Origin of the sequence: Lacimicrobium alkaliphilum (assembly GCF_001466725.1) — a bacterium.
GTDB lineage: Bacteria > Pseudomonadota > Gammaproteobacteria > Enterobacterales > Alteromonadaceae > Lacimicrobium > Lacimicrobium alkaliphilum_B.
Map to the genome: position 1 here is coordinate 354,798 of NZ_CP013650.1, position 26,864 is coordinate 381,661.

The 26,864-nt window shown below is 52.6% G+C and carries 21 protein-coding genes; 10 read left to right on the top strand and 11 right to left on the bottom strand.

Translation table 11 applies throughout. From position 1 onward, the window contains the following. Window positions 1-112 precede the first annotated feature (112 nt). Window positions 113-1,579, top strand: a complete 1,467-nt coding sequence (gene nhaC / locus AT746_RS01690; RefSeq protein WP_062475570.1) for a Na+/H+ antiporter NhaC — start codon at window positions 113-115, stop codon at window positions 1,577-1,579. A gap of 72 nt (window positions 1,580-1,651) precedes the next feature. On the opposite strand, the gene AT746_RS01695 is transcribed toward nhaC, so the two are convergent. The 7 genes from AT746_RS01695 to AT746_RS01725 form a co-directional block, all read right to left on the bottom strand. After that, entirely contained in the window at window positions 1,652-3,433 is a 1,782-nt protein-coding gene (locus AT746_RS01695) for an IlvD/Edd family dehydratase (protein ID WP_062475572.1), read from the bottom strand. Then, entirely contained in the window at window positions 3,433-4,071 is a 639-nt protein-coding gene (locus tag AT746_RS01700; RefSeq protein WP_062475575.1) for a 2-dehydro-3-deoxy-6-phosphogalactonate aldolase, read from the bottom strand. Before AT746_RS01700 ends, AT746_RS01695 begins: the two co-directional genes overlap by 1 nt. Before the next feature lie 13 nt (window positions 4,072-4,084). Next, window positions 4,085-4,981 (bottom strand): 2-dehydro-3-deoxygalactonokinase, encoded by an 897-nt coding sequence (locus AT746_RS01705; RefSeq protein WP_062475578.1) that lies wholly within the window; start codon window positions 4,979-4,981, stop codon window positions 4,085-4,087. Then, on the bottom strand, window positions 4,981-5,742 hold the full coding sequence (locus tag AT746_RS01710) for an SDR family NAD(P)-dependent oxidoreductase (protein WP_062475580.1): 762 nt from the start codon (window positions 5,740-5,742) through the stop codon (window positions 4,981-4,983). The genes AT746_RS01705 and AT746_RS01710 overlap by 1 nt, the downstream gene beginning before the upstream one ends. Before the next feature lie 127 nt (window positions 5,743-5,869). Continuing rightward, window positions 5,870-6,577, bottom strand: coding sequence for a FadR/GntR family transcriptional regulator (locus tag AT746_RS01715; protein WP_062475582.1), 708 nt, complete (start codon window positions 6,575-6,577; stop codon window positions 5,870-5,872). A gap of 77 nt (window positions 6,578-6,654) precedes the next feature. Further along, a complete protein-coding gene (locus AT746_RS01720; protein ID WP_062475585.1) occupies window positions 6,655-7,569 on the bottom strand; it encodes an SMP-30/gluconolactonase/LRE family protein in 915 nt (304 codons plus the stop codon). 2 nt (window positions 7,570-7,571) lie between these two features. After that, window positions 7,572-9,137 carry a sodium/sugar symporter gene (locus AT746_RS01725; RefSeq protein ID WP_062475587.1) on the bottom strand — a complete coding sequence of 522 codons (1,566 nt, stop codon included), beginning with the start codon at window positions 9,135-9,137 and terminating at the stop codon, window positions 7,572-7,574. A gap of 212 nt (window positions 9,138-9,349) precedes the next feature. Here AT746_RS01725 and AT746_RS01730 point away from each other — a divergent pair, with 212 nt between their 5' ends. From AT746_RS01730 to AT746_RS01745, 4 genes are all read left to right on the top strand, one after another. Next, window positions 9,350-12,556, top strand: a complete 3,207-nt coding sequence (locus AT746_RS01730; protein WP_062475590.1) for a glycoside hydrolase family 2 TIM barrel-domain containing protein — start codon at window positions 9,350-9,352, stop codon at window positions 12,554-12,556. Further along, window positions 12,543-14,846: an aminotransferase class III-fold pyridoxal phosphate-dependent enzyme gene (locus AT746_RS01735; RefSeq protein WP_062475592.1), complete on the top strand. Its 2,304-nt coding sequence runs from the start codon at window positions 12,543-12,545 to the stop codon at window positions 14,844-14,846. The genes AT746_RS01730 and AT746_RS01735 overlap by 14 nt, the downstream gene beginning before the upstream one ends. Before the next feature lie 10 nt (window positions 14,847-14,856). Continuing rightward, entirely contained in the window at window positions 14,857-16,386 is a 1,530-nt protein-coding gene (locus tag AT746_RS01740) for an aldehyde dehydrogenase family protein (RefSeq protein ID WP_062475595.1), read from the top strand. 129 nt (window positions 16,387-16,515) lie between these two features. Then, window positions 16,516-17,709 (top strand): CaiB/BaiF CoA transferase family protein, encoded by a 1,194-nt coding sequence (locus AT746_RS01745; RefSeq protein ID WP_062475597.1) that lies wholly within the window; start codon window positions 16,516-16,518, stop codon window positions 17,707-17,709. 9 nt (window positions 17,710-17,718) lie between these two features. Here AT746_RS01745 and AT746_RS19950 read toward each other — a convergent pair whose 3' ends face one another. Both AT746_RS19950 and AT746_RS19955 read right to left on the bottom strand, forming a co-directional pair. Continuing rightward, on the bottom strand, window positions 17,719-18,276 hold the full coding sequence (locus tag AT746_RS19950) for a LysR substrate-binding domain-containing protein (RefSeq protein ID WP_231730987.1): 558 nt from the start codon (window positions 18,274-18,276) through the stop codon (window positions 17,719-17,721). Next, window positions 18,201-18,653: a LysR family transcriptional regulator gene (locus AT746_RS19955; protein ID WP_231730988.1), complete on the bottom strand. Its 453-nt coding sequence runs from the start codon at window positions 18,651-18,653 to the stop codon at window positions 18,201-18,203. Before AT746_RS19955 ends, AT746_RS19950 begins: the two co-directional genes overlap by 76 nt. An 87-nt stretch (window positions 18,654-18,740) precedes the next feature. On the opposite strand from AT746_RS19955, the gene AT746_RS01755 reads away from it, so the two are divergent. Genes AT746_RS01755 through AT746_RS01775 form a run of 5 tightly spaced genes read left to right on the top strand, consistent with a single transcriptional unit; the run spans window position 18,741 to window position 23,347 of the window. Continuing rightward, on the top strand, window positions 18,741-19,973 hold the full coding sequence (locus AT746_RS01755) for an acyl-CoA dehydrogenase family protein (protein ID WP_062475600.1): 1,233 nt from the start codon (window positions 18,741-18,743) through the stop codon (window positions 19,971-19,973). Beyond that, window positions 19,970-21,046: a phosphotransferase family protein gene (locus AT746_RS01760; RefSeq protein WP_062475614.1), complete on the top strand. Its 1,077-nt coding sequence runs from the start codon at window positions 19,970-19,972 to the stop codon at window positions 21,044-21,046. Before AT746_RS01755 ends, AT746_RS01760 begins: the two co-directional genes overlap by 4 nt. Then, window positions 21,046-21,765: a histidine phosphatase family protein gene (locus AT746_RS01765; RefSeq protein WP_062475617.1), complete on the top strand. Its 720-nt coding sequence runs from the start codon at window positions 21,046-21,048 to the stop codon at window positions 21,763-21,765. The genes AT746_RS01760 and AT746_RS01765 overlap by 1 nt, the downstream gene beginning before the upstream one ends. Before the next feature lie 16 nt (window positions 21,766-21,781). After that, window positions 21,782-22,531: an SDR family oxidoreductase gene (locus tag AT746_RS01770; RefSeq protein ID WP_062475621.1), complete on the top strand. Its 750-nt coding sequence runs from the start codon at window positions 21,782-21,784 to the stop codon at window positions 22,529-22,531. A gap of 12 nt (window positions 22,532-22,543) precedes the next feature. Further along, window positions 22,544-23,347: an SDR family oxidoreductase gene (locus tag AT746_RS01775; protein ID WP_062483865.1), complete on the top strand. Its 804-nt coding sequence runs from the start codon at window positions 22,544-22,546 to the stop codon at window positions 23,345-23,347. Window positions 23,348-23,499: 152 nt separating this feature from the next. Here the strand turns inward: AT746_RS01775 and AT746_RS01780 are convergent, their stop codons facing one another. Both AT746_RS01780 and AT746_RS01785 read right to left on the bottom strand, forming a co-directional pair. Beyond that, the gene (locus AT746_RS01780; RefSeq protein WP_062475624.1) at window positions 23,500-24,555 is read right to left on the bottom strand and encodes a PepSY-associated TM helix domain-containing protein; all 1,056 of its coding nucleotides are present in this window, start codon (window positions 24,553-24,555) and stop codon (window positions 23,500-23,502) included. A 4-nt stretch (window positions 24,556-24,559) separates the two neighbouring features. Beyond that, complete coding sequence (locus tag AT746_RS01785; protein WP_062475627.1) at window positions 24,560-26,653, bottom strand: TonB-dependent receptor; 2,094 nt, start codon at window positions 26,651-26,653, stop codon at window positions 24,560-24,562. Window positions 26,654-26,864: the final 211 nt, after the last annotated feature.

Consider the following 26,864-nt stretch of genomic DNA (forward strand, 5'->3'; position numbering starts at 1 on the left):
TCACCTGAAAATCCCGGAGGCCTGTCGCCTCCGGGATTATTTTTTGCACTGCATAAAAATGTTCGCCCCCTTTCACGACCTGAGAAAAGTCTTACCCAGGAGGATTTCAGCTATGTCACAGCCTCGTCAGCCCAGTCTTACCCAGGCTCTTGTACCCATTCTGGTATTGTTATCACTGTTATTTTTAGCCGTATACTATTTCGGTGATGCGTCGTCGTCTGGTCCTAATCAGGTAGCGCTATTGCTCTGTGCCGGGGTGGCGACGTTGATTGGTCTGTATAATGGCAATCGCCGTGAACAAATAGAACAGGCTATCATTAAAGGGATTAGCCTGACGCTGGGCGCGGTGCTGATATTGCTGGCTGTAGGTTCGTTGATTGGTAGCTGGTTATTGTCAGGCACGGTACCAACGATGATCTATTATGGTCTGCAATTACTTAACCCCGATTATTTTTATCTGAGTTCTTGCATAATTTGTGCGTTAGTCGCCCTTTGTATTGGCAGCAGTTGGACTGTGGCAGCCACTATAGGCGTGGCTCTGATGGGTGTGGCCAGTGGAATGGGTTTGTCGGAGGTGATTTGTGCCGGAGCCATCGTCAGTGGTGCTTATTTCGGAGACAAACTCTCGCCATTGTCCGATACGACTAATCTGGCACCGGCAGTAGCCGGCACCGATATTTTCACCCATATTCGTTTTATGCTCTACAGTACCTTGCCCAGTTTTGGGCTGACCCTCTTACTGTTTCTTATTCTTGGTCTCAGATCAACAGCAGAGACTAAGTCTATTGAGCTTAGCTCTTTAATGCAGAGTTTGTCCTCACACTTTCATATTGCCTGGTATCTGTTGTTGCCGCTGGCCATTACCCTCTTTCTGGCGCTGCGTAAAATACCGGCTTTTCCTGCTATTGGCATTGGCGCGTTAGTGGGCGGAGTAATGGCGGCCTTTTTTCAGCAAGACTTTATCCAGGCCCAGGCCGCTCCCGCATTGAGTGAGCTGAATGGCACGGTTACTGTGATTTGGAAAGCCATGTATGAAGGTATCAGTGTTACCTCTGACGACCCAAGACTGCAGGATTTGCTCAGTGGCGGTGGAATGGGGTCGATGCTCAATACCATCTGGCTGATTATCTCGGCCATGACCTTCGGCTCTGTCATGGAGGCTACCGGACTGCTTCAGCGGGTGGTGCAGGAGTTGTTAAAAGGCGTGAGAACGGTTGCCGGACTGATTATTACCACTATAACAACGGCTTTTGGTACTAACGTTGTAGCGGGTGATCAGTACATAGGTATTGTGATGCCTGCGCGTATGTTTAAGCCCGAATATGACAAGCGAGGCCTGGCACCGGAAAATCTGTCCCGGGCCGTTGAAGATGGCGGCACTGTTACCTCGGCCCTTATCCCATGGAATACCTGCGGTGCCTATATGCATTCTGTGTTGCTGGTAAATCCCTTAGATTACGCGCTCTATGCATTCTTTAACTGGCTTACGCCACTGTTCGGTATACTGTTGGCGTTAATGGGATTGCAACGCCCTGCCTACAAAAGTAATGACACAGCGGTGATCAGGTCAACATTATAATCGGGGCACAAAAGGAAGTGGAGGCTGTCCGCTCCTTCTTGAGCGGACAGGGGGTTTAAACTATATAATGCTCTAGTGGGAATGACGAGGAAGTTTGTCCCGTAGACGACGATACTTAAGCATATCTTCAAATACCCCTCCGCCGTCCAGGTTCGAGACTTTAGCCCGATAGATCTCCTGCCACCAGGTCTGACTTTCAGGATAATGCAGTTCAGGGCTTAATGCTTCACGGCGTTGTTGCAGTTCGGCGTCACTGAGCTGCACATTGACCAGGCCGGTATTCAGATCCACATTCACCATATCACCGGTTTGCAGTAATGCCAGGCCGCCGCCATCGGCCGCCTCAGGAGATGCGTTGAGAATAGATGGTGAGCCTGACGTGCCGCTCTGACGCCCATCTCCTATGGTAGGCAGGGCATCGATGCCTTTGGCCAGCAGGTAGGTGGGAGGTTGCATATTGACCACTTCCGCCGATCCCGGATAGCCTTTGGGGCCGGTATAACGCATCACCAGCATGCAGTTTTCATCGATGTCGAGGGCAGGATTGTTGATCTCCCGGTGATAGTGTTCTGGCCCGTCAAAAACTATTGCGCGGGCTTTAAAGGCGTTGGGCGTAGCGGGGTCAGAGAGGTAGCGGCGGCTGAAATCCTCGTTGATGGCAGATACTTTCATCACAGCAGAATCAAACAGGTTGCCTCTTAATACCTTCAGTCCGGCGTGAGCTTTGACGGGACGATTGAACGGGCGAATCACCTCTTCGTTGTGACATTGTGCATTGTCGCAGTTTTGTGCCAGTGTTGCGCCGGTTACCGTCAGGCAATTGCCGTCCAGTAAGTTTTCTTGTAACAGCCGCTTAACGACCGACGGCACACCTCCGGCATTATGGAAATCTTCGCTGAGGTATTCGCCCACCGGCTGGCAGTTAACCAGCTGGGGAATATGCTGACCTATTTCCTGCCAGTCGGTGATATTCAGCTCGATACCAGCATGTCTGGCAATGGCGTTGATATGAATGGGGGCATTGGTTGAGCCACCCAATGCTGAGCACAGTCGAATGGCATTTTCAAAGGATTGGCGACTGAGAATTTTACTCGGGGTGAGATCCTCAAGTACCATTTCCACCGCTCGTTTGCCTGTGCGGTAAGCCATTTGTGCTCTTTCCCGATAAGGTGCCGGTATAGAAGCGCAGCCCGGTAACATCATCCCCAGTACCTCGGCCAGACTGTTCATGGTCAGTGCGGTGCCCATGGTATTGCAGTGCCCGGAGGAGGGAGCTGAGCTGGAAACCTGTTGAATAAAGCTGTCATAGTCAATTTCACCCTTAGCCAGGCGTTTTCTGGCCTCCCAGATGATGGTGCCGGAGCCCACACATTGACCTTTGTAGGTACCATTGAGCATCGGCCCCACAGAGAACGCGATAGCGGGCAGATCGACACTGGCCGCACCCATCAGCAGCGCCGGTGTGGTTTTGTCGCAGCCGGTGGTGAGGATCACGCCATCTAATGGGTAACCATGCAACACTTCAATCAATGACAGACATTGCAGGTTGCGATCCAGCGCAGCGGTCGGGCGCCTGCCGGTTTCCTGGATAGGATGAACGGGAAACTCAATGGCGATACCACCGGCATCGCGGATACCGTCTTTCAGCCGTTTCGCCAGCTCAACATGAGCCCGGTTGCAGGGCACCAGGTCTGATCCGGTCTGGGCGATGCCGATGACAGGGCGTGACGATTGCAGCTCTTCAATGGTGAGGCCATAATTGAGATACTTCTCAAGATAGAGCGCCGTCATGTCCGGATTGCTGGGGTCGTCAAACCAGGCGCGGCTGCGCAAGTTGATTTTTTTGCTTTTCATCAGCTTAGTTCCTTTTCCTGCGTCAGTTGCGCAAAGCATTTAATGAGTTCTGAAGCCTGCTTGCGAACATCTGACAAGCTCATATCAGGGGTAAACAGTGCGCCACCCAGGCCAAAGCCCTTACAACCGGCCTCTAAATAGGCGGCCATATTGCCGGTGTTGATGCCTCCTACTGCCAGCAACGGGATGTGTTTGGGGATCACCGTTTTCAGGGCTTTAACTGCAGCTGGTGGCAACTGCTCTGTGGGAAACAGCTTGAGCCCGTCAGCCCCGGCTTTAATTGCTGTAAATGCTTCGGTGGGAGTAATACAACCGGGCATGGATAACATGTCGTAATCTTTAGTCATGCGGATCACGTCCGCATCGGTATTGGGGGAAACAATCAGTTTTCCGCCCGCGTCACGAACCTGGGTGACCTGTTCCGTTGAAAGAACGGTACCCGCTCCAAATACTCCCCGTTCACCGAACTGCTCACTGATCATGGCAATGGAGTCCAGAGGCTGCGGTGAATTCATTGGCACTTCAATCATCTCAAAGCCAAGATCCAGCAGGCATTCGGTAACATCCACACATCGGGATGGTGTAATCCCCCGCAGTATTGCAACCAGAGGAAGCCGGTTCCGTTGTTGATAATGCATTATGTTGCTCCCGTTATACCCTGATAGTTTCAGAAAAAAGTGGGTCCATGCCGGCCAGCACAGCTTCGCTGGCACTGTAAAGTTGGCTTGGATAATCAAAATAGGCCAGGGCAGTCTGGTAGCGTTGGCACAGTGCAGGATCTCCCACCAGATTAATCAGGGCACCACAGGGGAGTGCTGCGCTGGCACTGAGAATTTCACTGGCAATGATAGTGGCTGACAGATAACTGCTGACCTGTCGTGTTTCCAGATAGCCGGTTACGGCCATTGCCCGGGACGTAAACAGCTGGTTCAGTAATGCCGGATTGGCCCGCGCATGCTCTAAGCCCAGTTCAAACAGGTCAGGATCGGGATCTTCGTCATTGCACAGGTTGGCCAGCGAACTGTGTTTACGCATGAGGGTGTACAATTCACCCGTCATATAGGTGGAAAACTGTATGATCTGATGCTGTCTAAGTTGAGCCCATTTGCTATGCGTTCCGGGCAGGCAAAACACACCTTCTGCGATACCGCCAAGGCTCGCCGCACCGAAAATCTGTAGCTCTTCACCACGCATCACATCTGGTACTCCTGATGTTGTGATCGTCTTTACTCCGGGGACAATTTCACAGGAAAAGGGCAAGCTATGTTCGGGAGATACCAACTGCTCAGCCAGATCGTTCAGTGTTGCAGGGCAGGAAACATAAGGGGCTTCGTGCCACCCGTTACGACTACCCGCCATACCGCATATCAGTAGTTTTGATGTGCCGTCGAACCAGTGCCCACAGTTTTTCTGCACAGTGGCTTCGAATTCTTCTCTGCTCAGGCGAAGCGCACCTTCATCGGTGTTACATGTTTCCAGTAACCTGCCGTTGTTGAGCAGATAGGCCCTGAACGAAGTGGACCCCCAGTCAATGGCAATGCACTGCATCAGGCCCGCCCACCATCTACAATCAGGCTCTGACCACTGATCATGCGAGAGGCATCAGAGGCTAAAAACAGAGCAGCGGCCGCGACGTCCTGCTCGCTGATGGTTGATTTGATGGCCTGTTGTTCCAGACAGTCATTAACGGCTTCCTCTGTTGCCCACAGGTTTTTCTGACGGTCGGTCATCACCCAGCCGGGGAGCAGGCAGTTGACCCGAATGGCGTCTGTACCCAGCTCGCGAGCGAGGGTTTTACTTAGCCCGATAATCGCCGACTTGGCGGCAACGTAGGCCGGGTAACCGGTCAGACCCAACAGTGCAGAATTGGAGCCCATATTGATAATGCTGCCACCTTTTTGCTTAAGCCAGGGTAACGCAGCCTGGGCGGTAAAAAAGTGTGGTCTGAGGTTCACGGATTGCAATAGATCCCATTGCTGTGGCGTCAGTTCCTGCAGGCGGTGACGGCTGTCTGAAGCGGCATTATTGATCAGTATATGCAGACCGTTGTGCTGCGCTGCCGCTTCAGTGATCAACTCTTGCAACTGCTCTACCTGAGTCACGTCACAAGGTTTGAAGTGACAGCGTTGTGCATGTTCAGGTGGTAAACGGTCAAGGAGGGATTGCGCGGTATCGGCCTGATTGTCTACAAAGGTCACCTGACATCCCTGCTCCAGAAAAGCTTCGACCATGGTTGCACCAATGCCTGAACCACCACCGGTAATAAAGGCATGTTTGTTTTTTAGGTCGGCGTATTGTCCGGGCATCATGGCACGTTTCTCCTTTGTGCTGGGCGACGAGAATGGTAGCTCGCCACATTGTTATTATTTATAGTATAAATAAACCTGGGCAAGATCAATCCTGCTGATGCAGTTTATGTGGATTAAAAAAGAGGGGTCAGCTTTCCAGGCGACTCTCGATTAATTGCAGCGCTTCCGCTTCCATAATGTAAGAGGTTTTATGAGCCAACTCTCTGTTACCGGCTGCGATGGCATCGAAAATCTTACGGTGTTCAACATAGCTGGCGGTCTCAACCCCTTTGAGTTTGTTGGTAAAGCGTATGCTTACGCGTAATGCTGTCTCGATAAAGCTGCGCAGTTGAACAAAAAACGGGTTTTTACTGGCTCTGAGGATGGCGGAGTGAAAGTCGATGTCAGCCTGTAATGAGTCTCCCCATCCGTCCTCAGCGGCTTTCATTCTGTTCAGGGCATCTTCTATGTCAGAAAGATCCTGCGGCTCGGCATTTTTGGCGGCCAGCGAGGCCGCTTCTGGCTCAATCGCTAAGCGCAATTGCAGGAAGTCTCTCAATCTCTCCAGGCTGGGCACCGTGTTCAGAATCCAGTCCAGTACGTCCGGATCAAACAGATTCCAGTGTTCGTGGCTTTGTACCGTTATACCCTTGCGGGGCCGGGACGTAATCAGCCCTTTGGCTGCAAGCATCTTCACGGCCTCCCGGGTAGCAGTGCGGCTGATATCATATTTTGTACAGATTTCGGCTTCAGTGGGTAAGCCCTGCCCGACAGAAAAGTCTCCGCAAATAATGGCCTTGCCAAGCTCACGGACAAGCTGGTGAGTCAGATTGTTATTGGCAGTTTGCTGTAACATTATGAAAGCCTTTCGCTGAATGATGATTATATTTGGAGGCGGATAGCCGATTTTATCAGAACATCATACAAATATGATTAAGAAAACAACAGGTTTTCGGCCTGATATCTTGGCTCCGGCAGGCCTGTTTGCCCGACTCTGAAAATAAAAAGATTTCCCGCCTGCGGTTGTGCCTGTTTTTGTTTATCCGTCAGGCCGTCCCGGGCGCTGGTGACAAATAGTAACGATGCGTTATGGCCACCAAGGGCCACACAAGTGGGCTGGCTGACTGGCAGCGTAATTCTGAAGTCCTCCAGCCCTTGTGGCGTATACCGTACCACACAGTGTCCGCCCCAATGGGCGCTCCACAGACCACCTTGTGCATCGACAGTGGCACCATCGGGAGAACTGCCCTGTGGTGTCTGTGCCCAGACCTGCCCTGTACTAATATGTCCGTTAGCGTGGTCAAAAACAAAACGTGTGATCTCACCCATGGGCGAATCTGCATGATATAGCCACTGGCTGCAGGGGCTCCAGCTCAGTCCATTGGATATCTGCAGCCCATTGAGTGTTTGTGTAACCTTGCCATTGGGATCGACCCGATAGAGGCTGGCGTTGCTTTGGGGTGGGTTGAGCGCGGCGTTCTCTGTCATTGAACCGACCCAGAAACGCCCCTGGCGATCGACCCGGCCATCATTAAAGCGATTGCCCGGCAGCTCGCGCTCCGGTTGCGCCAGTGTCCTGATTTCACCGCGCTCAGGATGGTACAGGGCGATGCTGTCGATAAAGGCAACGATCAGCCAGCCGGGCACTGTGGTCAGACCGAGGCTGGCAATCCCGGCAGGCGGTTGCCAGCGGAGCAGCTTATCCGTGCCCAGGCTGTAACAAAACAGCTCCCTGCCCTTAATATCTGTCCACCAAATGCAATCTGTGTTGTCATCATAGAGCACACTTTCCCCCAGAGTATTGGCCACAGGAAGTACCTTGAGCGGGGCTAATTCTTTTGTCGTCATGACTACCACCAGGTCAGATAGAGGGCGGCCAGTATCGCGATTACCCCTATTGCAGCCAGATTATAGGAGCCGGAGGTGGCAAAGTTGACGTCTTTTAACAAGGGCGCCGATGAGCGGGTATTCGCCGGTGTCACTCTGGATACCAGCACCGCCAGAATCAGACAGGCAAGAAACACCACCCCAACTCTGTCAATAAAGGGCAGCTCAGGGAAAACCAGTTTCAGCGCTAAAGAGAAGACCGCTGAACCAATCGCTGCCGCCATTGCGCCTTTGGGAGTGGTATGTTTCCAGAACATGCCGAGCAGAAACAGCACCACAATGCCCGGAGTGAAAAAGCCGGTGAATTCCTGAATATACTGAAATGCCTGATCGAGCTGGCCGAGCAGCGGTCTGGCACATAATACGGCCAGTATCATGGCTGATATACTGGCGATCCTGCCGGTGGCGAGGTAATGCTTTTCGCTCTTTTCGGGCTTGTAATAGCGATAAATATCCATGGTAAAGATGGTTGAAATACTGTTTGCCATGGAACCCAATGAGGACACAATGGCTGCTACCAAGGCCGCAAATACAAAGCCTTTGATTCCCTCAGGCATCATATTCAGTAACATCGGATAGGCCTTGTCAGCCGGTTCCAGATCTGAGTTGATGACAAAGGCAGCAATACCCGGTACGACCACGATCAGTGGCATCAGCAATTTCAGAAACGCCGCAAACACTATGCCTTTCTGAGCTTCTCCCAGGCTTTTTGCGGCAAGCGTGCGCTGAATAATATACTGGTTAAAGCCCCAGTAAGAGAGATTCATAATCCACATACCACCAATTAACACCGAGATGCCGGGCAAACTCATGTAATGTTCGTTATCGGGGCTTAGGATCATATCGAATTTTTCCGGCGCCTGATCCAGCAGGATTGAGAAGCCGGCCAACATGCCCCCGCCATTGCCGAGCATATCCAGAGAAAGGTAGGTCAGCATCATGCCGCCGCTGACCAGCACCACCACCTGGATAATATCTGTGTAGGCAACGGCCTTCAGTCCGCCATAAAGGGAGTATGTGAGTGACAGCAGGGCCAGAAATACCAGGCCTGTCTGCATATCGATGCCGGTGATGGTGTTAATTGCCAGAGCACCCAGCCACAGGATTGAAGTCAGATTGACAAATACATACACACCGAGCCAGAAAATGGCTAATACCAGGCGGACTTCATGGCCGTAGCGCTGCTCCAGAAACTGCGGCATCGTGTAGATACGATGCTTGAGAAAGATCGGCAGAAAGTACTTACCGACGATAATCAGGGTCAGTGCCGCCATCCATTCATACGAGGCGATCGCCAGACCAATGGCGTAGCCCGATCCTGACATGCCAATAATCTGTTCGGCGGAGATATTGGCGGCAATCAGTGACGCACCAATCGCCCACCAGGGCAGGCTATTCCCGGCCAGAAAATAATCCTGGGTATTTTTCTGATGTCCTGCCTTTTCTCTGGACACCCACAGGGCGATCGTTACCAGAGCAACGACATAGATGCTGAATAAGATGATATCGGTGTTGGATAAAGACGACATTGGCAAATAAAGACCTTATTAACAATGATGTTACGAACAATGTAATATTTATACTATATATTTACAATACTTTGCGCCAATGGATCGGCCAGTTGTCTATATTTATCAGATTAGAACCCTCAGATTGTTCACAAACAGGGCTTGCCATGGTTAATATCCTGTTATAGAGTTTATTTATATTATAAATAGGATTAATTAGAGTTGAGGTTAATGTGAGTATTCGGCTTGGTTTCTTCGTTCTCTGTTTTATCAGTTCTTCCAGCATAGCCGATGGCCGTGCCCCGTGGGAAGATCATCAGGTGTTCGCCATCAATAAAGAGGATCCCCGTTCCAGCTCGTTTTCCTATGCATCAGAGGCCGAAGCCCTGGTTGATGACTACAGCGGCAGTAACAGATACCTGTCTCTGAATGGATTGTGGAAGTTTGACTGGCAGCGGCGCTTTGCCGATGCGCCGCAGTATTTTCAGCAGCCAGGTTTCGATGCCAGCGCCTGGGGGCAAATCAGAGTACCGGGTAACTGGGAAGTGGAAGGCTATGGCTACCCTATTTATCTGGATGAACGCTACCCTTTTGACAGCACCTGGCCAGACGTACCACAAGAATACAATCCTATCGGTTCATACCGTAAAACCTTCGCACTGCCGGAGCACTGGCATAACAAGCAGGTGTTTTTACATGTGGGTGCGGCACGATCATCGCTGGAAGTCTGGGTCAATGGCCGCAGTGTGGGCTTCAGCCAGGGTGCCAAAACGCCGGCGGAGTTCGATCTGACTCCCTATCTTAAAGCTGGTGAGAATCTGATTGCCATGCAAATCAGGCGCTGGACCGATGCCAGTTATCTGGAAAGTCAGGACATGCTGCGGATGTCGGGGATCGAGCGCGACGTATATTTGTATGCCACACCTAAGCAGCGCATCTTTGATTTTCATGCCCGACCACAGCTCAACAAAGCCCTCAACAAGGGTACACTGAACCTGGATCTCGAATTGCGCAATTATACTACCAGTGCAGACCAGAAGGTGAGTGTACAGGCCCGCTTACTGGATCCGCGCAACGGCATGCAGCCGATATTCGAGCAACAGAAAAACCTCAGTCTTAAGGCTGCCGGCAAGCAAGTGGTCAGTTTTCAGCGCAGTCTGGAGAAACCTCGCTTGTGGAGCGCCGAAACGCCCGAACTGTATACCTTAGTACTGAACCTGTATGACGGTAACGGCGCTTTACTGGAGAGCCTGCGCGATGAAATCGGTTTTCGGCGCATTGAGATTGAAGGAGGCCAGCTTAAGGTTAATGGTCAGGCCATCCGTATTCGCGGGGTCAACCGCCATGAAACATCGCCTGACTGGGGCCATGTGGTGACCCGTGAGTCCATGTTGCAGGATATCCGGCTGATGAAGGCGCACAATATTAATGCGGTGCGCTCCAGTCACTATCCCAATGATCCCTATTGGTACGATCTGACCGACAAATATGGCCTGTATGTAGTGGATGAGGCCAATATTGAATCTCATCCTCTGGCGATCAACGAGCAGACGCAACTGGGTAATGAAAAGAGCTGGCTGCCTGCGCATATTGAGCGCACCCGGCGCATGTTTGAGCGGGACAAAAACCACCCCTCGATCATTATCTGGTCATTAGGCAATGAAGCGGGTAAAGGGAAAATCTTTGAAGCCACTTACCGCTGGCTCAAAGAAGCAGACGGCAGTCGTCCGGTGCAGTATGAACCCGCAGGCACGGCCGACTATACAGACATTTTCGCGCCCATGTACCCAAGCATCGAGCGTCTGGCCGAATATGCCAGTCAACATAATGATCGCCCGGGTATTATGATCGAATATGCCCATGCTATGGGCAACTCGGTGGGCAACCTGCAGGATTACTGGGATCTGATCGAGCAGGAGAAGGTGCTGCAGGGCGGCTTTATCTGGGACTGGGTTGATCAATCACTCAGATATACCAATGAGCATGGTCAGTCTTACTGGGCCTATGGAAAGGATTTTCATCCGGATTTGCCCAGCGACGGTAATTTTCTCAACAACGGTCTGGTGAATCCGGATCGGCAGCCCCATCCGCATTTATATGAAGTGAAAAAGGTCTATCAACCGATCAAATTCAGCGCTGTAGACGCAGCCAGTGGCGAGTTTGAAATCCATAACACCTTCAGCTTCAGTGACCTGTCAGCCTATGATCTGAGCTGGCACATAGAAGCGGACGGCGAAGTGCTCTTTGAGGGGCAACAAGCGATGCCAGCGATAGCCCAAGAGAGTAAAAAACGGGTGCGTCTGAGATTACCGGAGCTACCTTCAACCAGTGCTAAAGAATATTTCATCACCCTTCGAGCGCTGTTACGCCACCCTCAGCCATTGCTCGAGGCCGGCCATGAGGTAGCGTTTGAGCAATTCCGGTTGCCCGTTGCTCAACAGCCTGTACTGATTAAAGAATCAGGCAGTCCGCTGGTGTTGACGCACCAACAGCAGGATCTGCACCTGGCCAATGATATGTTCAGTGTGGTCATTGACGGCAAAACAGGCTTGTTATCCAGCTATCGATATGAAGGCAAGGAGCTGCTGAAGTCGCCACTGACTCCTAATTTCTGGCGCGCACCTACTGATAATGACCTGGGCAATGGCATGCCTGAATGGGCCGCAATATGGCGAGATGCGGGCCGCAACCTTAGCCTGACTAAGCTTGATACGTTCCGCAAGGGGACGGGGTTTCAGGTCAGCGCCACTTTTGATAGTGAGGATTTCGATGGCCAGTACCGGCTCGATTATCTGATTTCTTCCTCTGGCCGTGTCCAGGTAAGCAGCGAACTGGTGTTGGCAGAGGGACAGCAACTGCCAAAAATGCCCAAGTTTGGCATGCAACTGGTGATCCCAGGTGATTATCCGTATATCAGCTGGTTTGGCAGAGGGCCCCATGAGAGTTATGCGGATCGCCAGCACTCTGCGCCAATAGGGCACTATAAGCGTCATGTCACCGAGCAGATACATGCTTATATTCGCCCTCAGGAAAACGGTAATAAAACCGACGTAAGATGGCTAGCAGCGCGGGATGCACAGGGAAATGGGCTGCTCGCTGTGGGTGAGACACCTTTATCCGCCAGCGCCTGGCCTTATCTGCAAGAGGATATTGATTTCTTCGCCGGTGACAGTGAAACCTCTGCCTCGGGTCTGGTGCCCGTAACCAGCAAACATGCTGTTGATGTGCCGGTGCGCGATCTGATTACGCTGAATCTGGATCACCGGCAAATGGGCGTGGGTGGCGACACGTCATGGGGGCGGCCGGTACATGATAAATATTCCGTACCAGCGCAAAGCTATCAATACCGTTTTACCCTGATCCCCTTATCTGGCGGGGAGGACCCTGCACAGCTGGCACGCACCCGAACCACACAGGAGGCAGGCCGTGACTGGGGTTGAGTTAGCCGATACGCTTGCGAGCCACTACGGCTTAACCGGAGTGCTGAAAAAACTGCCCGGCTATGAGGATCAGAACTATCTGCTGAGCACTGACACCCGTCGCTATGTCGTTAAAGTATCGACAGAAGCCGCGCTATATCTGGATTTACAGAATCAGGCGATGACTCATCTTTTTGAGCAGAACCTTGCGGTGCCACAGGTGATAAAAAACCAGGATGGCGGGATGCTCAGCGCTGTGCCCTCAGAAAACGGCCCCGATAGCTGGTTAAGGGTACTGACCTACCTGGAGGGGAGCTTTTATGCTGATATAACGGCATCGCAGCCCCGCCCGGCCCTTTGGCAGGATTTGGGGCGTTTTTTGGGTACCCTGGATATGGCCTTAGAGGACTTCCGGCACCCGGGAGCGTGCCGACGACTGGACTGGGATCTTGCACAGGGCCATGAAGTTTGCCAGCGCAAGATAGGGTATTTATCCGCTTCTCAGCAACGGCAGATCAGGCCTTTTCTGCAAGCTTATCAACAGTGGGTGATCCCCAGGCTGGGAGAACTGCCCAGGGGGGTGATCCACAATGATGCCAATGACTACAATCTGCTGGTTAACAACGCCGAAAATCCTCAGGCTATAAGCGGACTGATCGATTTTGGCGATATGCTTGAAAGTCATCTGGTCAACGAGCTGGCGATTGCCTGTGCCTATGCAATATTGGATCAGGACGATATCGGCGCTGTGATTCTCGCGGTGGTGCGCGGCTATCACAGCCAGCGTCCGTTAACGGCAGCCGAAGCCGACTGTTTGTTTTATCTGATTGGTCTGAGGCTGTGCGTGAGTGTGTGTAACTCGGCCAGGGCCATTCAGGAACAGCCAGACAATCAGTATTTGCTGATATCTGCACGCCCGGCCTGGAGCGCGCTTGAAAAACTTGGCCGGATTGGTGCGTTTGGCATGCAATGCAGAATCAGGCAAGTTTGCGGCTTTGATGCACAGACCGGGCATGATAAAGCCTCCATACAGTCTATGCGCAAGCAACACTTCAGCAGAACCCTCAGTCTGAGCTATCGCGAACCGCTGAAAATTGTCAGGGGCCAGGGAGCTTATCTGTTTGATGAGCACGGCCGGGATTATCTGGATATGGTCAATAATGTCTGTCATGTGGGGCACTGCCACCCCTATGTGGTCGCTGCGGCGCAGCGGCAAATGGCCAGCTTGAATACTAATACCCGCTATCTGCACGATAACCTGGTCGACTACGGTCAGCGCTTGCTGGCAACGTTTCCCGAGCCGTTGTCCGTCTGTTTCTTTGTTAACTCCGGCAGTGAGGCTAACGAACTGGCATTTCGTCTGGCCCGCTGTGCTACCGGACGGCGCGATTTACTGGTCGTTGACGGTGCCTATCATGGCAACACCAATGCCTGTATCGAGGCCAGTTCCTACAAGTTCGACGGGCCTGGCGGTGAAGGCGCAGCTTCTCATGTACACAAAGTGCCTTTGCCCTATCCCTATCGGGGGCGGTATCAGGGAGACCACACGGCCTCTGCCTATGCTCAGGATCTCAATCGCGTGGTAGAGGATCTGGAATGGCGAAACACCCTGCCCGGTGCCTTTATCTGTGAATCTCTGCAGGGCGTGGCCGGTCAGATTGTGATGCCTGAAGGATATCTGCAGCAGGTTTACACCACGGTGCGCGATGCCGGTGCTGTATGCATAGCCGACGAGGTACAGGTGGGTTTTGGCCGGGTAGGGCAGAGCATGTGGGGGTTTCAGACCCAACAGGTGGTACCCGATATTGTCACCCTGGGTAAACCCATAGGGAACGGTCATCCCATGGCCGCAGTGGTAACAACCCCGGCCATTGCCGATGCGTTTGTTACCGGGATGGAATATTTCAATACCTTTGGCGGCAATCCGGTGTCCTGTGCGATTGGCATGGCGGTGCTGGAGGTGTTGGAGCAGGAACAACTGGTCGCCAGTGCCCAGAAAACCGGCGACTATCTCAAGCAGCATCTTGCGGCGCTGGCGAAGGAATATGCCTGTATCGGTGATATTCGTGGTTTGGGTTTGTTTCTGGGGGTAGAACTGGTAACCGATCCACAGGCCAGAACTCCGGCCACCGAACAAACCGCCTGGCTAATCGAATTCTTTAAATCTCATCGTATTTTGCTCTCCAGTGAAGGCCCGGATGCCAATGTGCTTAAGATTAAGCCGCCCATGGTCTTTGGCCAGCGCGAAGCCGATCGCTTCCTGGATATTTTTAATCAGGGGCTGGCAACGATGCCGGCCTTAGCTAACTAAAGGGGGAACCATGGAGTTTCTGAAAAAATTAGGTATCAGTGCAGAAAATGCCGGTGTCAGCACCGGAACCGGCTGGCTGGATAAAAGTGACAGCGCACCCATTGCAATCCATTCACCAGTCGATGGCCGTCTTATCGCCAGGGTAACGCCTTGTTCGCAGCAGCAGTATCATCAGGTGGTGGAAAAAGCACACAGCGCATTTCTGCAATGGCGTCAGGTCACCGCGCCACAGCGAGGCGAGATTGTTCGCCAGATTGGTGAAGCGCTGCGTGAATATAAGCAGCCACTGGGCGAACTGGTCTCCTATGAAATGGGTAAGTCGTTGCAGGAAGGCTTAGGTGAAGTACAGGAAATGATCGACATCTGTGACTTTGCCGTGGGCCTTTCCCGCCAGCTTTGCGGCTCGACCATGCATTCCGAGCGCCCATTGCACCGTATGTATGAGCAATATCATCCCCTGGGTGTGGTCGGTGTGATTTCTGCTTTTAATTTCCCGGTGGCGGTATGGTCATGGAACACTATGATCGCTGCGGTATGTGGTGATGCGGTGATCTGGAAACCATCAGAGAAGACCCCGCTGACCGCTATCGCCTGTCAGAACATTGTGCAGCAGGTACTGGTCCGCAATCATCTGCCCGAAGGGTTGTTGTCTATGGTTGTGGGCGGGCCGGAAATTGGTGAGCTGATGCTGGATGATAAACGCCTGCCACTGATGTCCGTCACCGGCTCAACCCGGGTCGGCCGTCATGCGGGTCAGAAAGTGGCGGCCCGTTTTGGTAAGAGTATTCTCGAACTGGGTGGCAACAATGCCATCATTATTACTGCCAATGCGGATCTTAAAGTCGCTGTGCCCGGCGTGGTGTTTGGTGCGGTAGGCACGGCGGGTCAGCGCTGTACCACCACCCGCAGGGTTATCGTACATGAGTCCGTGTATGACAAGGTTAAGGAATCGCTGGTCAGTGCCTACGGCAAACTGCGCATCGGCGACCCGCTGGATGAAAACAATCACGTCGGGCCCCTTATCGATAAAGACTCAGTGAGCAACTTTGTCAATGCGATCAGCCGTGTTCGTGACGAAGGCGGCACGCTGCTGTGCGGCGGTGAAGTCTTGCAGGGGAAGGGTTATGAATCCGGCTGTTATGTGACCCCGGCGATTGTTGAGGCCGAAAATCACTATGACACAGTGCAGAGCGAGACCTTTGCGCCGCTTTTATACCTGATCAAATACAAAGGTGAACTCGAAGAGGCGATTGCACTGCAAAACGGTGTGGCTCAGGGCTTGTCATCGGCTATCTTTAGTCTGGATATGCGCGAAGTGGAGAACTATCTGGCCCATTGGGGTTCCGATTGCGGCATTTCTAATGTCAATATCGGTACTTCCGGTGCAGAAATTGGTGGTGCTTTCGGCGGTGAAAAGGAAACCGGCGGTGGCCGTGAATCCGGCTCTGACGCCTGGAAAGTCTATATGCGTCGACAAACCAATACCATCAATTACTCTACCGAGTTGCCGCTGGCACAGGGCATTAAGTTCGACCTGTAGAGCGCGATCGCATTTTTAAATGATAACAAGGGGGCGACGCCCCCCTTTTTTGCGTGCAAACAACTCTTTCCTTTCAGATCTCTTAACCCCTAAAATGATCGTCTATGTTGTCTGTTGCAGGAGTGGTTAATGGCAGGCCCGCTTAAAGGTATTAAAGTGCTGGATCTCAGCCGTATTCTGGCCGGACCCTGGGCGACTCAGGTGCTGGCCGATTACGGCGCCTGTGTGTGGAAAATTGAACGCCCGGGTTGTGGAGATGATACCCGCCACTGGGGCCCTCCTTATCTAAAAGATGAGCAGGGTCGGGACACCCAGGAGTCTGCCTATTATCTTGCTGCTAATCGTGGCAAGCAGTCCATTGAAGTTGATATAACCACAGTGCAGGGGCAGCAGGTGATCCGGGAGCTGGCATCCCGGGCCGATGTGCTGGTGGAAAACTACAAGGTGGATGGGCTGAAAAAATATGGGCTTGATTACGCCAGTCTGCGCCAGGTGAATCCAAAGCTGATTTACTGCTCCATTACGGGTTTTGGTCAGGATGGTCCGCTCGCGTTGCGGCCGGGATATGATGCCATGATTCAGGCCATGGGCGGTCTGATGAGTATTACCGGCGAGGCCGATACACTGCCCGGTGGCGGCCCGCAAAAGGCCGGCGTGGCGGTGGCCGATCTGATGACCGGCATGTACGGGGTGTCAGCCATCCTTGCAGCACTCTATGAGCGGGAACATAGTGGGCAGGGCCAGCATATTGATCTGGCGCTGCTGGATACCCAGGTGGCCTGGCTGGCCAATCAGGCCAGTAACTATCTGATAAGTGGTGAGGTGCCACAGCGTATGGGCACCGCGCATCCGAATATCGTGCCTTATCAGTCACTTAAGGTAAAAGATGGTTTTGTTCTGCTGGCGGTGGGGAATGATCAGCAGTTTCAGCGCTGTTGCGCTGTATTAGGCGATCCTGAACTGGCCTTTGATGACAGATTCAGCACCAATGCCAGACGAGTCAAACATCGTCTTGAGCTAATTCCAAAACTTGAAACACTATTATGTGCCAAGCCTCTGGATCACTGGCTGCAGGCGCTGGCGAAGGCCAATGTTCCCTGTGGCCCGATCAATACACTGGACAGAGTCTTCGCAGAGCCTCAGGTACGTCACCGGCAGATGCAGTTTGAGCTGCCCCACCCCAGCGCCGGTAAGGTGCCAATGGTGGCCAATCCGGTGAAGTTCTCCCGCACCAAAGTGGAGTATAATCAGGCGCCGCCCACCTTGGGTCAGCATACTGATGAGGTATTGCGTGGTGTTAAGGGCAATTCAGTTAAATCATAAACAAGTGCGTCAGAGTGCACTGGCAACGTTTTGTAATAACTGCCTTAGCCAGCTCAGCGCCGGGTGAACATCGGTATTTTTGTGCCAGTACAGGTGAATGGCGATATCGGGAATGGATACCGGTACATCACAGATGACTACGCCATCCTGATTCAGGGCTCCGGCAAGTTTGACGGGCATGGTCAACAGCAACTCAGACTGGCGTACCACGTTGATGGCGCTGCCATAACTCTGACAATGCAGGGCAATCTGGCGGTTCACTCCTTGCTGGCGCAGGGCGATATCCTCGATTGCCGGCCCGCTGGCGCGATGGGAAACGCTGATATGGCGGGCTTGTGCATAGGTCTTTCTATCGGGTCTGGCGTGCAAAGGGTGTTTCTGTGCCATCACCACACAGAAGCTGTCTGTAAGCAGAGGCCGGTGCATGATCGGTTCACTCATCGGCAAAGACACGTCAATGGCCATATCTACAGCACCACCGGCCAGTTGCCTTACCATCTGCGAGCGTTCCAGACCATAGCTGGCAAGGGATGTGCCCGGTGCCTGTGCCGCCAGGGCGGTAGCCAATGGCGGTAATATAAGTTTCTCCAGCGCCTCATGAATCCCAGGCGAAAGTAATTGACGGCCGTCTCTGGTGAGAACTGTTCGGAAAGCTGCAGGATTTGACGGAGTTGATCCAGATTATTAATCAGCGCCGGTGCCAGGCTTTCACACAATGCTGTGGGCTGCATCATATTGCCCTGGCGGCTGAACAATGGGTCAGCCAGTTGGTTGCGCAGTCGTTTGATGGCGTGGCTCACAGCCGATGGTGTCAGATGCAGCCGCTGAGCCGCTCTGGACATATTGCGTTCCTGATACAGGGCTTCAAAGATCTTGAGCAGATTCAGATCCAGTTGCTGAAAAGGCGAACTGCTGTGAGTGGGCCTGTTGTGAATATTGTTCATAGTATCTCTGGAATATATTTCATTTTATTCATTAGTGAAAGGGCGCTAGGCTTCTTAAAGTTTTAATAATGAATTCCGGAGCCACCTATGGATTTCCAGACATCGGAAAGAAGTCAGCAGTTTTTACAGCAACTGACAGAGTTTATGCAGCAACATGTTCTGCCGATTGAAGCTGAGGTCATGGCCTTTCATCATCAGCATAATAACCATGGACAGTGGCAAAGCTGGCGGCTCCATCCCGGTATTGAAGCCCTTAAACAACAGGCTAAAGCGCAAGGGCTGTGGAATTTGTTTTTGCCCGATGCTGAACTGGGACAGGGCCTGAGTACCCTTGAATATGCGCCACTGGCCGAGCAGATGGGGCGCTCGCCCATTGCCAGCGAGGTTTTCAACTGCAATGCACCGGATACCGGCAATATGGAAGTGCTGTATCACTTTGGCAGCGCACAGCAGCAGGAAAAGTGGCTGATGCCATTGCTGGAAGGCCAGATTCGCAGCGTGTTTTGTATGACCGAGCCAGAAGTGGCATCCAGCGACGCCACCAATATGCAGGCCAGCATACGTGAAGAGGGAAATGAGCTGGTGCTCAATGGCCGCAAATGGTGGAGTACCGGATTAGGCCACCCTGATGCTAAAGTGGCTGTTTTTATGGGGCTGTCGAATCCTGATGCCGACAAACATGCCCGCCATGCAATGGTACTGGTGGAGCTTGACCGCCCGGGCGTACAAATACAGCGCATGCTCAGTGCTTATGGTGAATATGATGCGCCTTATGGTCATGGTGAAGTGGTATTTGACGAGGTGCGGGTGCCTGAACAGAACCTCATCCTGGGCATGGGGAAGGGCTTTGCTATAGCCCAGGGCAGGCTTGGTCCCGGCCGTATCCATCATTGTATGCGCGCCATTGGTGCTGCTGAGCGGGCGCTGGAACTGGGCATAAAGCGTGCCTCTGTGCGCCAGGCTTTTGGTCAGCCACTGGTTAACTTAGGGGCCAATAAGGCCCGTATTGCCGAGGTACGTATGGCCATCGATCAGGCTCGCCTGCTGACCTTAATTGCGGCCTGGAAAATTGATACTGTGGGTGTGAAACAGGCGATGACAGAGATCTCAGCAATAAAAGTCATCGCGCCACGGGTGATGGAACAAAGCGTGGATCTGGCAATTCAGTTACACGGCGGCGCAGGTATGAGTGGCGATACGCCACTGGCAGCAATGATGGCCATGGCCAGAGCCCTGCGCCTTGCCGATGGCCCCGATGAAGTTCACCAGGCGATGGTGGCCAGATTAGAGCTGGCAAAATATAAAGAGGTGGCAAGATGACAGCACCAGGGGTCACCGATCAGCCCGGTCAGGTGCGTGAAGGCGAAGCGCTGAATCTGGACAATTTGTTGCCCTGGATCAGCGAGCAGTTACCCCATCTGACCGCTACACCGCAAGTGCGCCAGTACAGTGGTGGGGCGTCAAACTGGACCTATTGTTTATCCTTTGCTGAGCAGGATGTGATTCTGCGCCGGGCACCGGCCGGCACTAAGGCCAAAGGCGCTCATGATATGGGCCGGGAGTACCGTCTGCAAAAGGCACTCAGGCCGGTTTACCCTTATGTGCCGGATATGCTCGGATTCTGCTCTGACCCACAGCTAATCGGCAGTGAATTTTACCTGATGCAGCGCTGTGAAGGTATTATCCCCCGGCGCAATCTGCCAAGGGGCGTTAAGCTTAATTCTGCGCAAACCCGCGAACTTTGCCTGAATATGCTGGATGCCATGATAGCGCTGCACGAGGTGGATTATAACGCTGCCGGGCTGGATCAACTGGCCAAAGGTGAAGGCTATATTCAGCGCCAGATCAGCGGCTGGAATCAGCGCTATCTGAATGCCAAAACCTGGAATGTGCCCGGGGCGGGTTATGTGCGCCGCTGGCTGGAGGATAATATGCCGGACAGGGAGCATATCTGTCTGACCCACAATGATTTTCGTTTTGATAATGTAGTGCTTGCCCCCGATGAGCCTACCCGGGTTACGGCTATTCTCGACTGGGAGCTGGCCACTCTGGGCGACCCGTTGATGGATCTGGGTAACACCCTGGCTTACTGGGTGGAAGCCGGTGATGATTTTCTGGCCCAGCAGACCCGCCGTCAGCCCACCCATCTGCCTGGTATGTTAAATCGCCAGGAAGTGGTGGAGTACTATCTGGATAAACGCTCGCTCTCTGTTAATGATTTTACCTTCTATGAGGTCTACGGACTGTTCCGGCTGGCGGCCATTGCCCAACAAATTTACTATCGCTATCACCATAAGCAAACCCGTAACCCGGCCTTTAAACACTTCTGGGTATTTGTACATTATCTTGTCTGGCGTTGCCGGCGCACCATTGGTCAGGGCAGGCCGGTCTGATGCAGAAAATTTATCTGTTGCGTCATGGCCAGGCCGGCTTTGGCGAGGCAAACTATGACGCCCTCTCAGAAACCGGTTATCGGCAAGCCTGGCGGCTGGGACGTTTTCTTACCAATAACGGCATCGGCTTTACGCCGCAGCAGGTTATCACCGGTACCATGGCGCGCCACCACCAGACCCTGAATGCCCTGTTGCAGGGGCTTAATCAGCAACCACTTAACCATGCAGCGGGTACCATCAGTGAGGATATTGAACAAAGCGCTGACTGGAATGAATATGATCATCACAATATCCTGGCGGCATTGAACCCGGATTTCGAGACCCCTGAAGGGTTCAGGGCCTACCTGCTTAAACAATCTGACGCCAGAGTGGCCTTTGCAGAAACCTTCAGTCAGGCCGTCGAAAAGTGGATCGGCGCCGGGCAGAATAAGGCCTATAGTGAAAGCTGGGCAGATTTTTGCGCCAGAGTAAAACAGGGGTTAAAGGCCGTTACTCAGAAACAGCAGCACAAGCTGCTGGTGATCACCTCTGGCGGGCCAATATCCCTGTTGGCACAGCATCTTTTAGGCGTTGAAGAACGACAATTCCTGAATCTAAACTGGGTACTGGCTAATTGTGGCATCAGCCGTGTGCTGAACGGTCGTAATGGTTTGAGACTATCCAGTCTGAATGACTACACCGCCTTTGAAGCCACACCAGAACTTATTACCTACAAATAACGGGACGCATCGTAAAATGTTGAGAAAGAATATTCTTATAACAGGGGCCAGCTCAGGGCTGGGCTGGGGCATGGCGCTGGAGTTTGCCAGAAAGGGCCGTAACCTGGCGCTTTGTGCCCGGCGTACCGACAGGCTGGAAAGTCTCAAACAGGAAATCGCTGCTATCGATCCAAACGTCAGAGTCAGTCTTAAGGCGCTGGATGTCAATGATGATAAGCAGGTGTTTGAGGTGTTTAAGGCCTTTAAACAAGAATTTGGCACCCTCGACAGAATTATTATCAACGCGGGTATGGGTAAAGGTGCCTCTGTCGGCACCGGTTACTTTCATGCCAATAAACAAACGGCCATGACCAATTTTGTGGCGGCTATCGCCCAGGCCGAAGCCGCTATGGAGATTTTTCGTGAGCAGAATCATGGCCACCTGGTGGGCATGTCCTCCTTCAGTGCCATCCGGGGCTTCCGTCGTGCACTGACTGTCTATGCTGCTACCAAAGCCGGATTAACCACACTAATGGAAGGTATTCGGGTTGATATGATGAATAAGCCCATTGTAGTGTCGACTATTCACCCTGGCTTTATCCGCAGTGAAATTAACGAAAAGGTGGAAAAAGTGCCCTTTATCGTGGACCGGGATACGGGCTGCCGGGCACTGGTTAAAGCCATCGAAAAAGAAAAGGCCAGTTGCTTTGTACCCAACTGGCCCTGGTCATTTATGGCGCCGCTGATAAAAATCGCGCCCTTGAGCGTTATCCGTAAGTTCAGCTAGGGGATGAATTCGATGCAGGATAAAAAACGCCTGGTAATCACCGGCGGTGGCTCAGGTCTGGGTCGGGCTCTGGCACTGAGATGGGCCCGTCAGGGTGCGGCGGTCTGTATTACCGACAGAGATGGTGAAGCCGCTGACAAGGTGGCCGAAGAGGTTAATCTGGCTGGCGGCGAGAGTATTTCCGTGCAGGCTGATGTGACCTCCGAAGCCGACTGGCTGACGGTGCTTGAACAGGTGCAGCAGCACTGGGGCACATTGGATATACTGATTAATAATGCCGGCGTGGCCACTGCCGGTGATTTTGAAACCGAAAGCATTGAGCAGTGGCAATGGATCCTGGATATTAATCTGCTCGGTATTGTACGTGGTTGTCAGACCTTCGCGCCGCTGTTCAAACAGCAGGGCCATGGTCAGATGATTAATGTCTCCTCTCAGGCCGGTATTACCCATTTACCCTCAATGGGCAGTTATAATGCCGTAAAAGCCGCGGTTATCGCTTTTTCTGAAACCCTGCGTCTGGAACTGGCCCCGGACAATATTCAGGTGTCTGTGGTGTGCCCGTCATTTTTTAAGACCAATCTGGATAAATCCATGCGCACGGCGCAGCCCCACTTTAAAGCCAAAGTGGGTCGTTATTTTGACCGCGCAACCCTCAGTGCAGAACAGGTGTCAGATTATGTCTACCAGTCGGCGCAAACCGATGCCTTTATGGTGCTGCCCCACAAAGAAGGCCGTAAAGCCTGGTATATGAAGCGCTTTTTACCCAACCTGCGTTATATCAATATGATGCTGAAAATGACCCGACCGAAAAAATAGCCGGTACTATATAGCGGCAAAGCTTTGGTGCACTGGTGTATGAGCCAAGCCGGTGAGATTTGCCACATCGTTGCTGGATAGGGCTGGAATCTCTGCGTTGCACAAATCAGGCGTCCGCTTCTTATCCTGAGGGATGTCCGGCAGGGTCTGCATTATTTGGCTTGTCGATAACAGCGGCGTTTCAGGTAATAAGCGATGCCGGTTACCGGCAGTACAATCAGCGCCAGGCCGGCCAGGGTACTGATGGTCAGATAAAATGCCCCGCCCACTGCGGCAACATGCAACGGATAGATGGTATGGGAAAGCTGATTTCCCTTTGCCGTCTGCCGCACACTTTCCAGCTCAATAAGCTCACCGCTTTTTGGTGCAAACCCAAGGTAACTTCTGCCATTGGGGTGCCATTCATCGTCAAACTTAAGCCGCATCCTGTCTCTGGAGAGGTAAATAAGACGTGGTGAAGCACCCTCAAATAATGCCTCAGCTACCTCAAACCGGCTCTGCCAGTCTGCAGCTTGTGGTGCAGGTAAAGGAATAGCCGGTTGTGTGCCGCTTGCTGGCAGCAGACTGATCAGCGCTGTCCTGACCGGCTGAGAGTACATGATGGCGGTACCGGTAGCGAGAATGACTACAATGGGGATCGCCATTAGCGCAGCACTCACTTTATGCAGTTCGCTAAGGGTTTGCAGGCCTTTGCGGGTTTTCAGACTAAACCAGTGAATACTGAAGTGGCGACGGGAGAAACCGTGACGGGGCCACCAGCGAATAAGTCCGGTCACTATCAGCAATAGGCTGGCAAGACCAAATAGTCCCAACAGATCTTTGCCGGTATCCCCTAGCATCAAATCATGATGCAGTGAGACGAAGATATCGATCAGGTCACCATGCAGCTCCCGCTTTAACAACAGCCCTGACTCGCCAAAGTACCAGCGAGTTTTATCCTCATCGACCACTTCCAGCCAGGGGGCACTGTCTGTTGGCATATAGGCATAGCCCCCGGTCAGTGGTGATGTGAGATTATCCAGCTGACGGGCGGTCTGAGCACGGTTAAGGGGTGCTGCCAGATCGAGCACAGGGTAAGTGAGCTTCAGTAACGCCGGTTTGTAATACAGCACCGTACCGGTCACTGCCATCAACAACACCCACAGGCTCAGCAGGAGGCCGAGCCAGGTGTGGGCGAGCTGGTTTAAGCGCTTTAAAGTTTGGCGCAATGGATTACCATCCGTACTGCCAGCTTAGGGTAACAGTGCGGCCGCGCCCGGTGAAGTTGCGATTATCGCCGCCAACACTTTGTGCATAGTAGGTAAAGTAATACTCATCCAGCAGATTTTCCACGCCCAGAGTAAAGGTTCCTGATGACAGCGTATCCAGTGTCGCGGTGGCGTTAATGGTGTGGTAGCCGTCAAAGTCATTAATGCTGTTACCCTCACCGGCATCGCGGTCAAATAATTGGCTCCACTGCACCCGTGTCAGCAACATATCTGTCCAGCTTTGCTGCCAGGTGAGATTCAGACGACGGGGGGCGATATTGCGGCCGGATAAGTCCTGATCGACCCGTTGGTCGCCATCGCTGTCAAATTCGCCGTTGGTATCGGCGTAGCTGGCAGATAAGCGGGTATCGGCTGACAGCATGTAACTGGCGTTAAGTTCAATGCCGTCAATCTCGGTACGTTCACGCTTTACGCTGTAGATACCATCGGCATCTGCCTGAAGACGGGCACCTAAATCTGAATCAGAGGTGAAATAGCTGGCGCTGAAAGACAACGCATCGCCGCTGTATTCCAGCCCGGCTTCCTGGTTGTCGGCAATTACCGGCTGCAGATCCAGGAAGCTGGAAACACTCAGATCCGGCTCGCTGATACCACGTAAAACCCTACCCACATCAGGCATGCTGAAGCCTTCTGAATAGCTTGCATATACCCGCCAGTTCTCGGTCAGTTGATAGACCGCACCGAGGTTATGCAGTAACTCATTAAAAGAGGGCTCGCCGCCGTTTACGAAGGTACTGTTGTACGATGCCAGAGTGGTGAAATCGTCTACCCTGAGCTTGCCATATTCATAGCGTACACCGGCGCTCAGGTTGATGTTACCTAACTGATAGCGGGCCTGAACATAGGGCGCCCAGTTAACAAACTCGGTATCAGGGACCCACTTACGGCCGGTTTGTGCCAGTTCCTGGAAGGTGGTGTCATTTAAATAGTCGAGACCGGCGGTGATGCCCAGCGGACTTTCTGCCACATCCTGCCAGTTCATAGTGATCCGTGAACCATACTTGCGAGAGTCGTTGCGTGACTGGTCAAACAGGTTGTCACCGAAGTCCGGATCCTGAAAGGTGCCGTAGCGACCACCACCGTAGAGCGCGGAAAAATCCTGAAAAAACAGCTGCCAGTCCAGCCTGCCGGAAAACAGCGCAGTGTGATGATAGGTCAGACTGGAAGTGGTGACGGTATTTTCAGGACTGTCGCCTTCAACGATCCCTTCAACTGAAATCGCCGGAATACCGGCTGCGCGATCGCCATCAAGGGTGCCATAGTTACCGTTACCGGCCATATCGAAGCGGTTGATCATAAACTCTAATGACTGCTCATCATCAATGGTATAACCAAACTTGGCGAACAGGTCATAGCTGGTGGAATCCATGGTGTCGCCCTGTACTCCATCCAGACCAATGAGCTGGCCTTCGCCATCAACATACATGCCGGTTTCTTTAACCTGAACACCGAGCACGGTTTGCCATTTTCCGTCACTTTGTCTGAACAGATAACCGGCCTGATAGGTCATGCTGTCTGACAGTTCATCAGGTGATGCCGTGATACCCGCATTCACTTCGTGGGTCGGCCCGTCTTCTGCTGACTTGGTGACAATATTGATAATACCACCACTGGCACCCATTCCCTGTATGGCACTGGCACCATGAATCACTTCTACGCGCTCAATCATAGAGGGGTCAATAGTATAAGCGGCACGAGAACCATTACGCAGCGGATTTGACTGCGGGATACCGTCAATCAGGTACAGAGGGTCGCGGCCCCGCAAGGTTTCACCGGAGCTGGTGAGTTTCTGACGCGAAGGAGAAAACGCCGGGATCATATTTCCCAGAATATCAGAAAGCGACTGGGCGACGTTGAGTTGCGCACGGATTTCTTCGCCGGTGATCACAGATACAGTCGCAGGAATAGCACTTTGTGGTACAGAAGTGCGGGTCGCAGTGACCTCAATCACATCATCAACCCCTGAACTGGCCATGGCTGGCAAAGAAAGAGCTGAAAGTGCAGATAGTAAGGCAATAGAGACAGGTGTTTTTTCCATGATGACTTCGTGTTGCTGTAAAAATTTAGTTGGGAATGATAATTGTTATCAATATTAAATTCAACAAGGGAAGTACAAGACAAACCGGCAAGTTTTCACTGGCTATTCGTGGGCAGATAACAGCAACAAAGCGGCGTACATCATCAGGCTGGGCGCCAGGAGAGGGTGTCGGATGCGGTCTGAGAGAGATAAAAAAGGGCCCCGAGGGGCC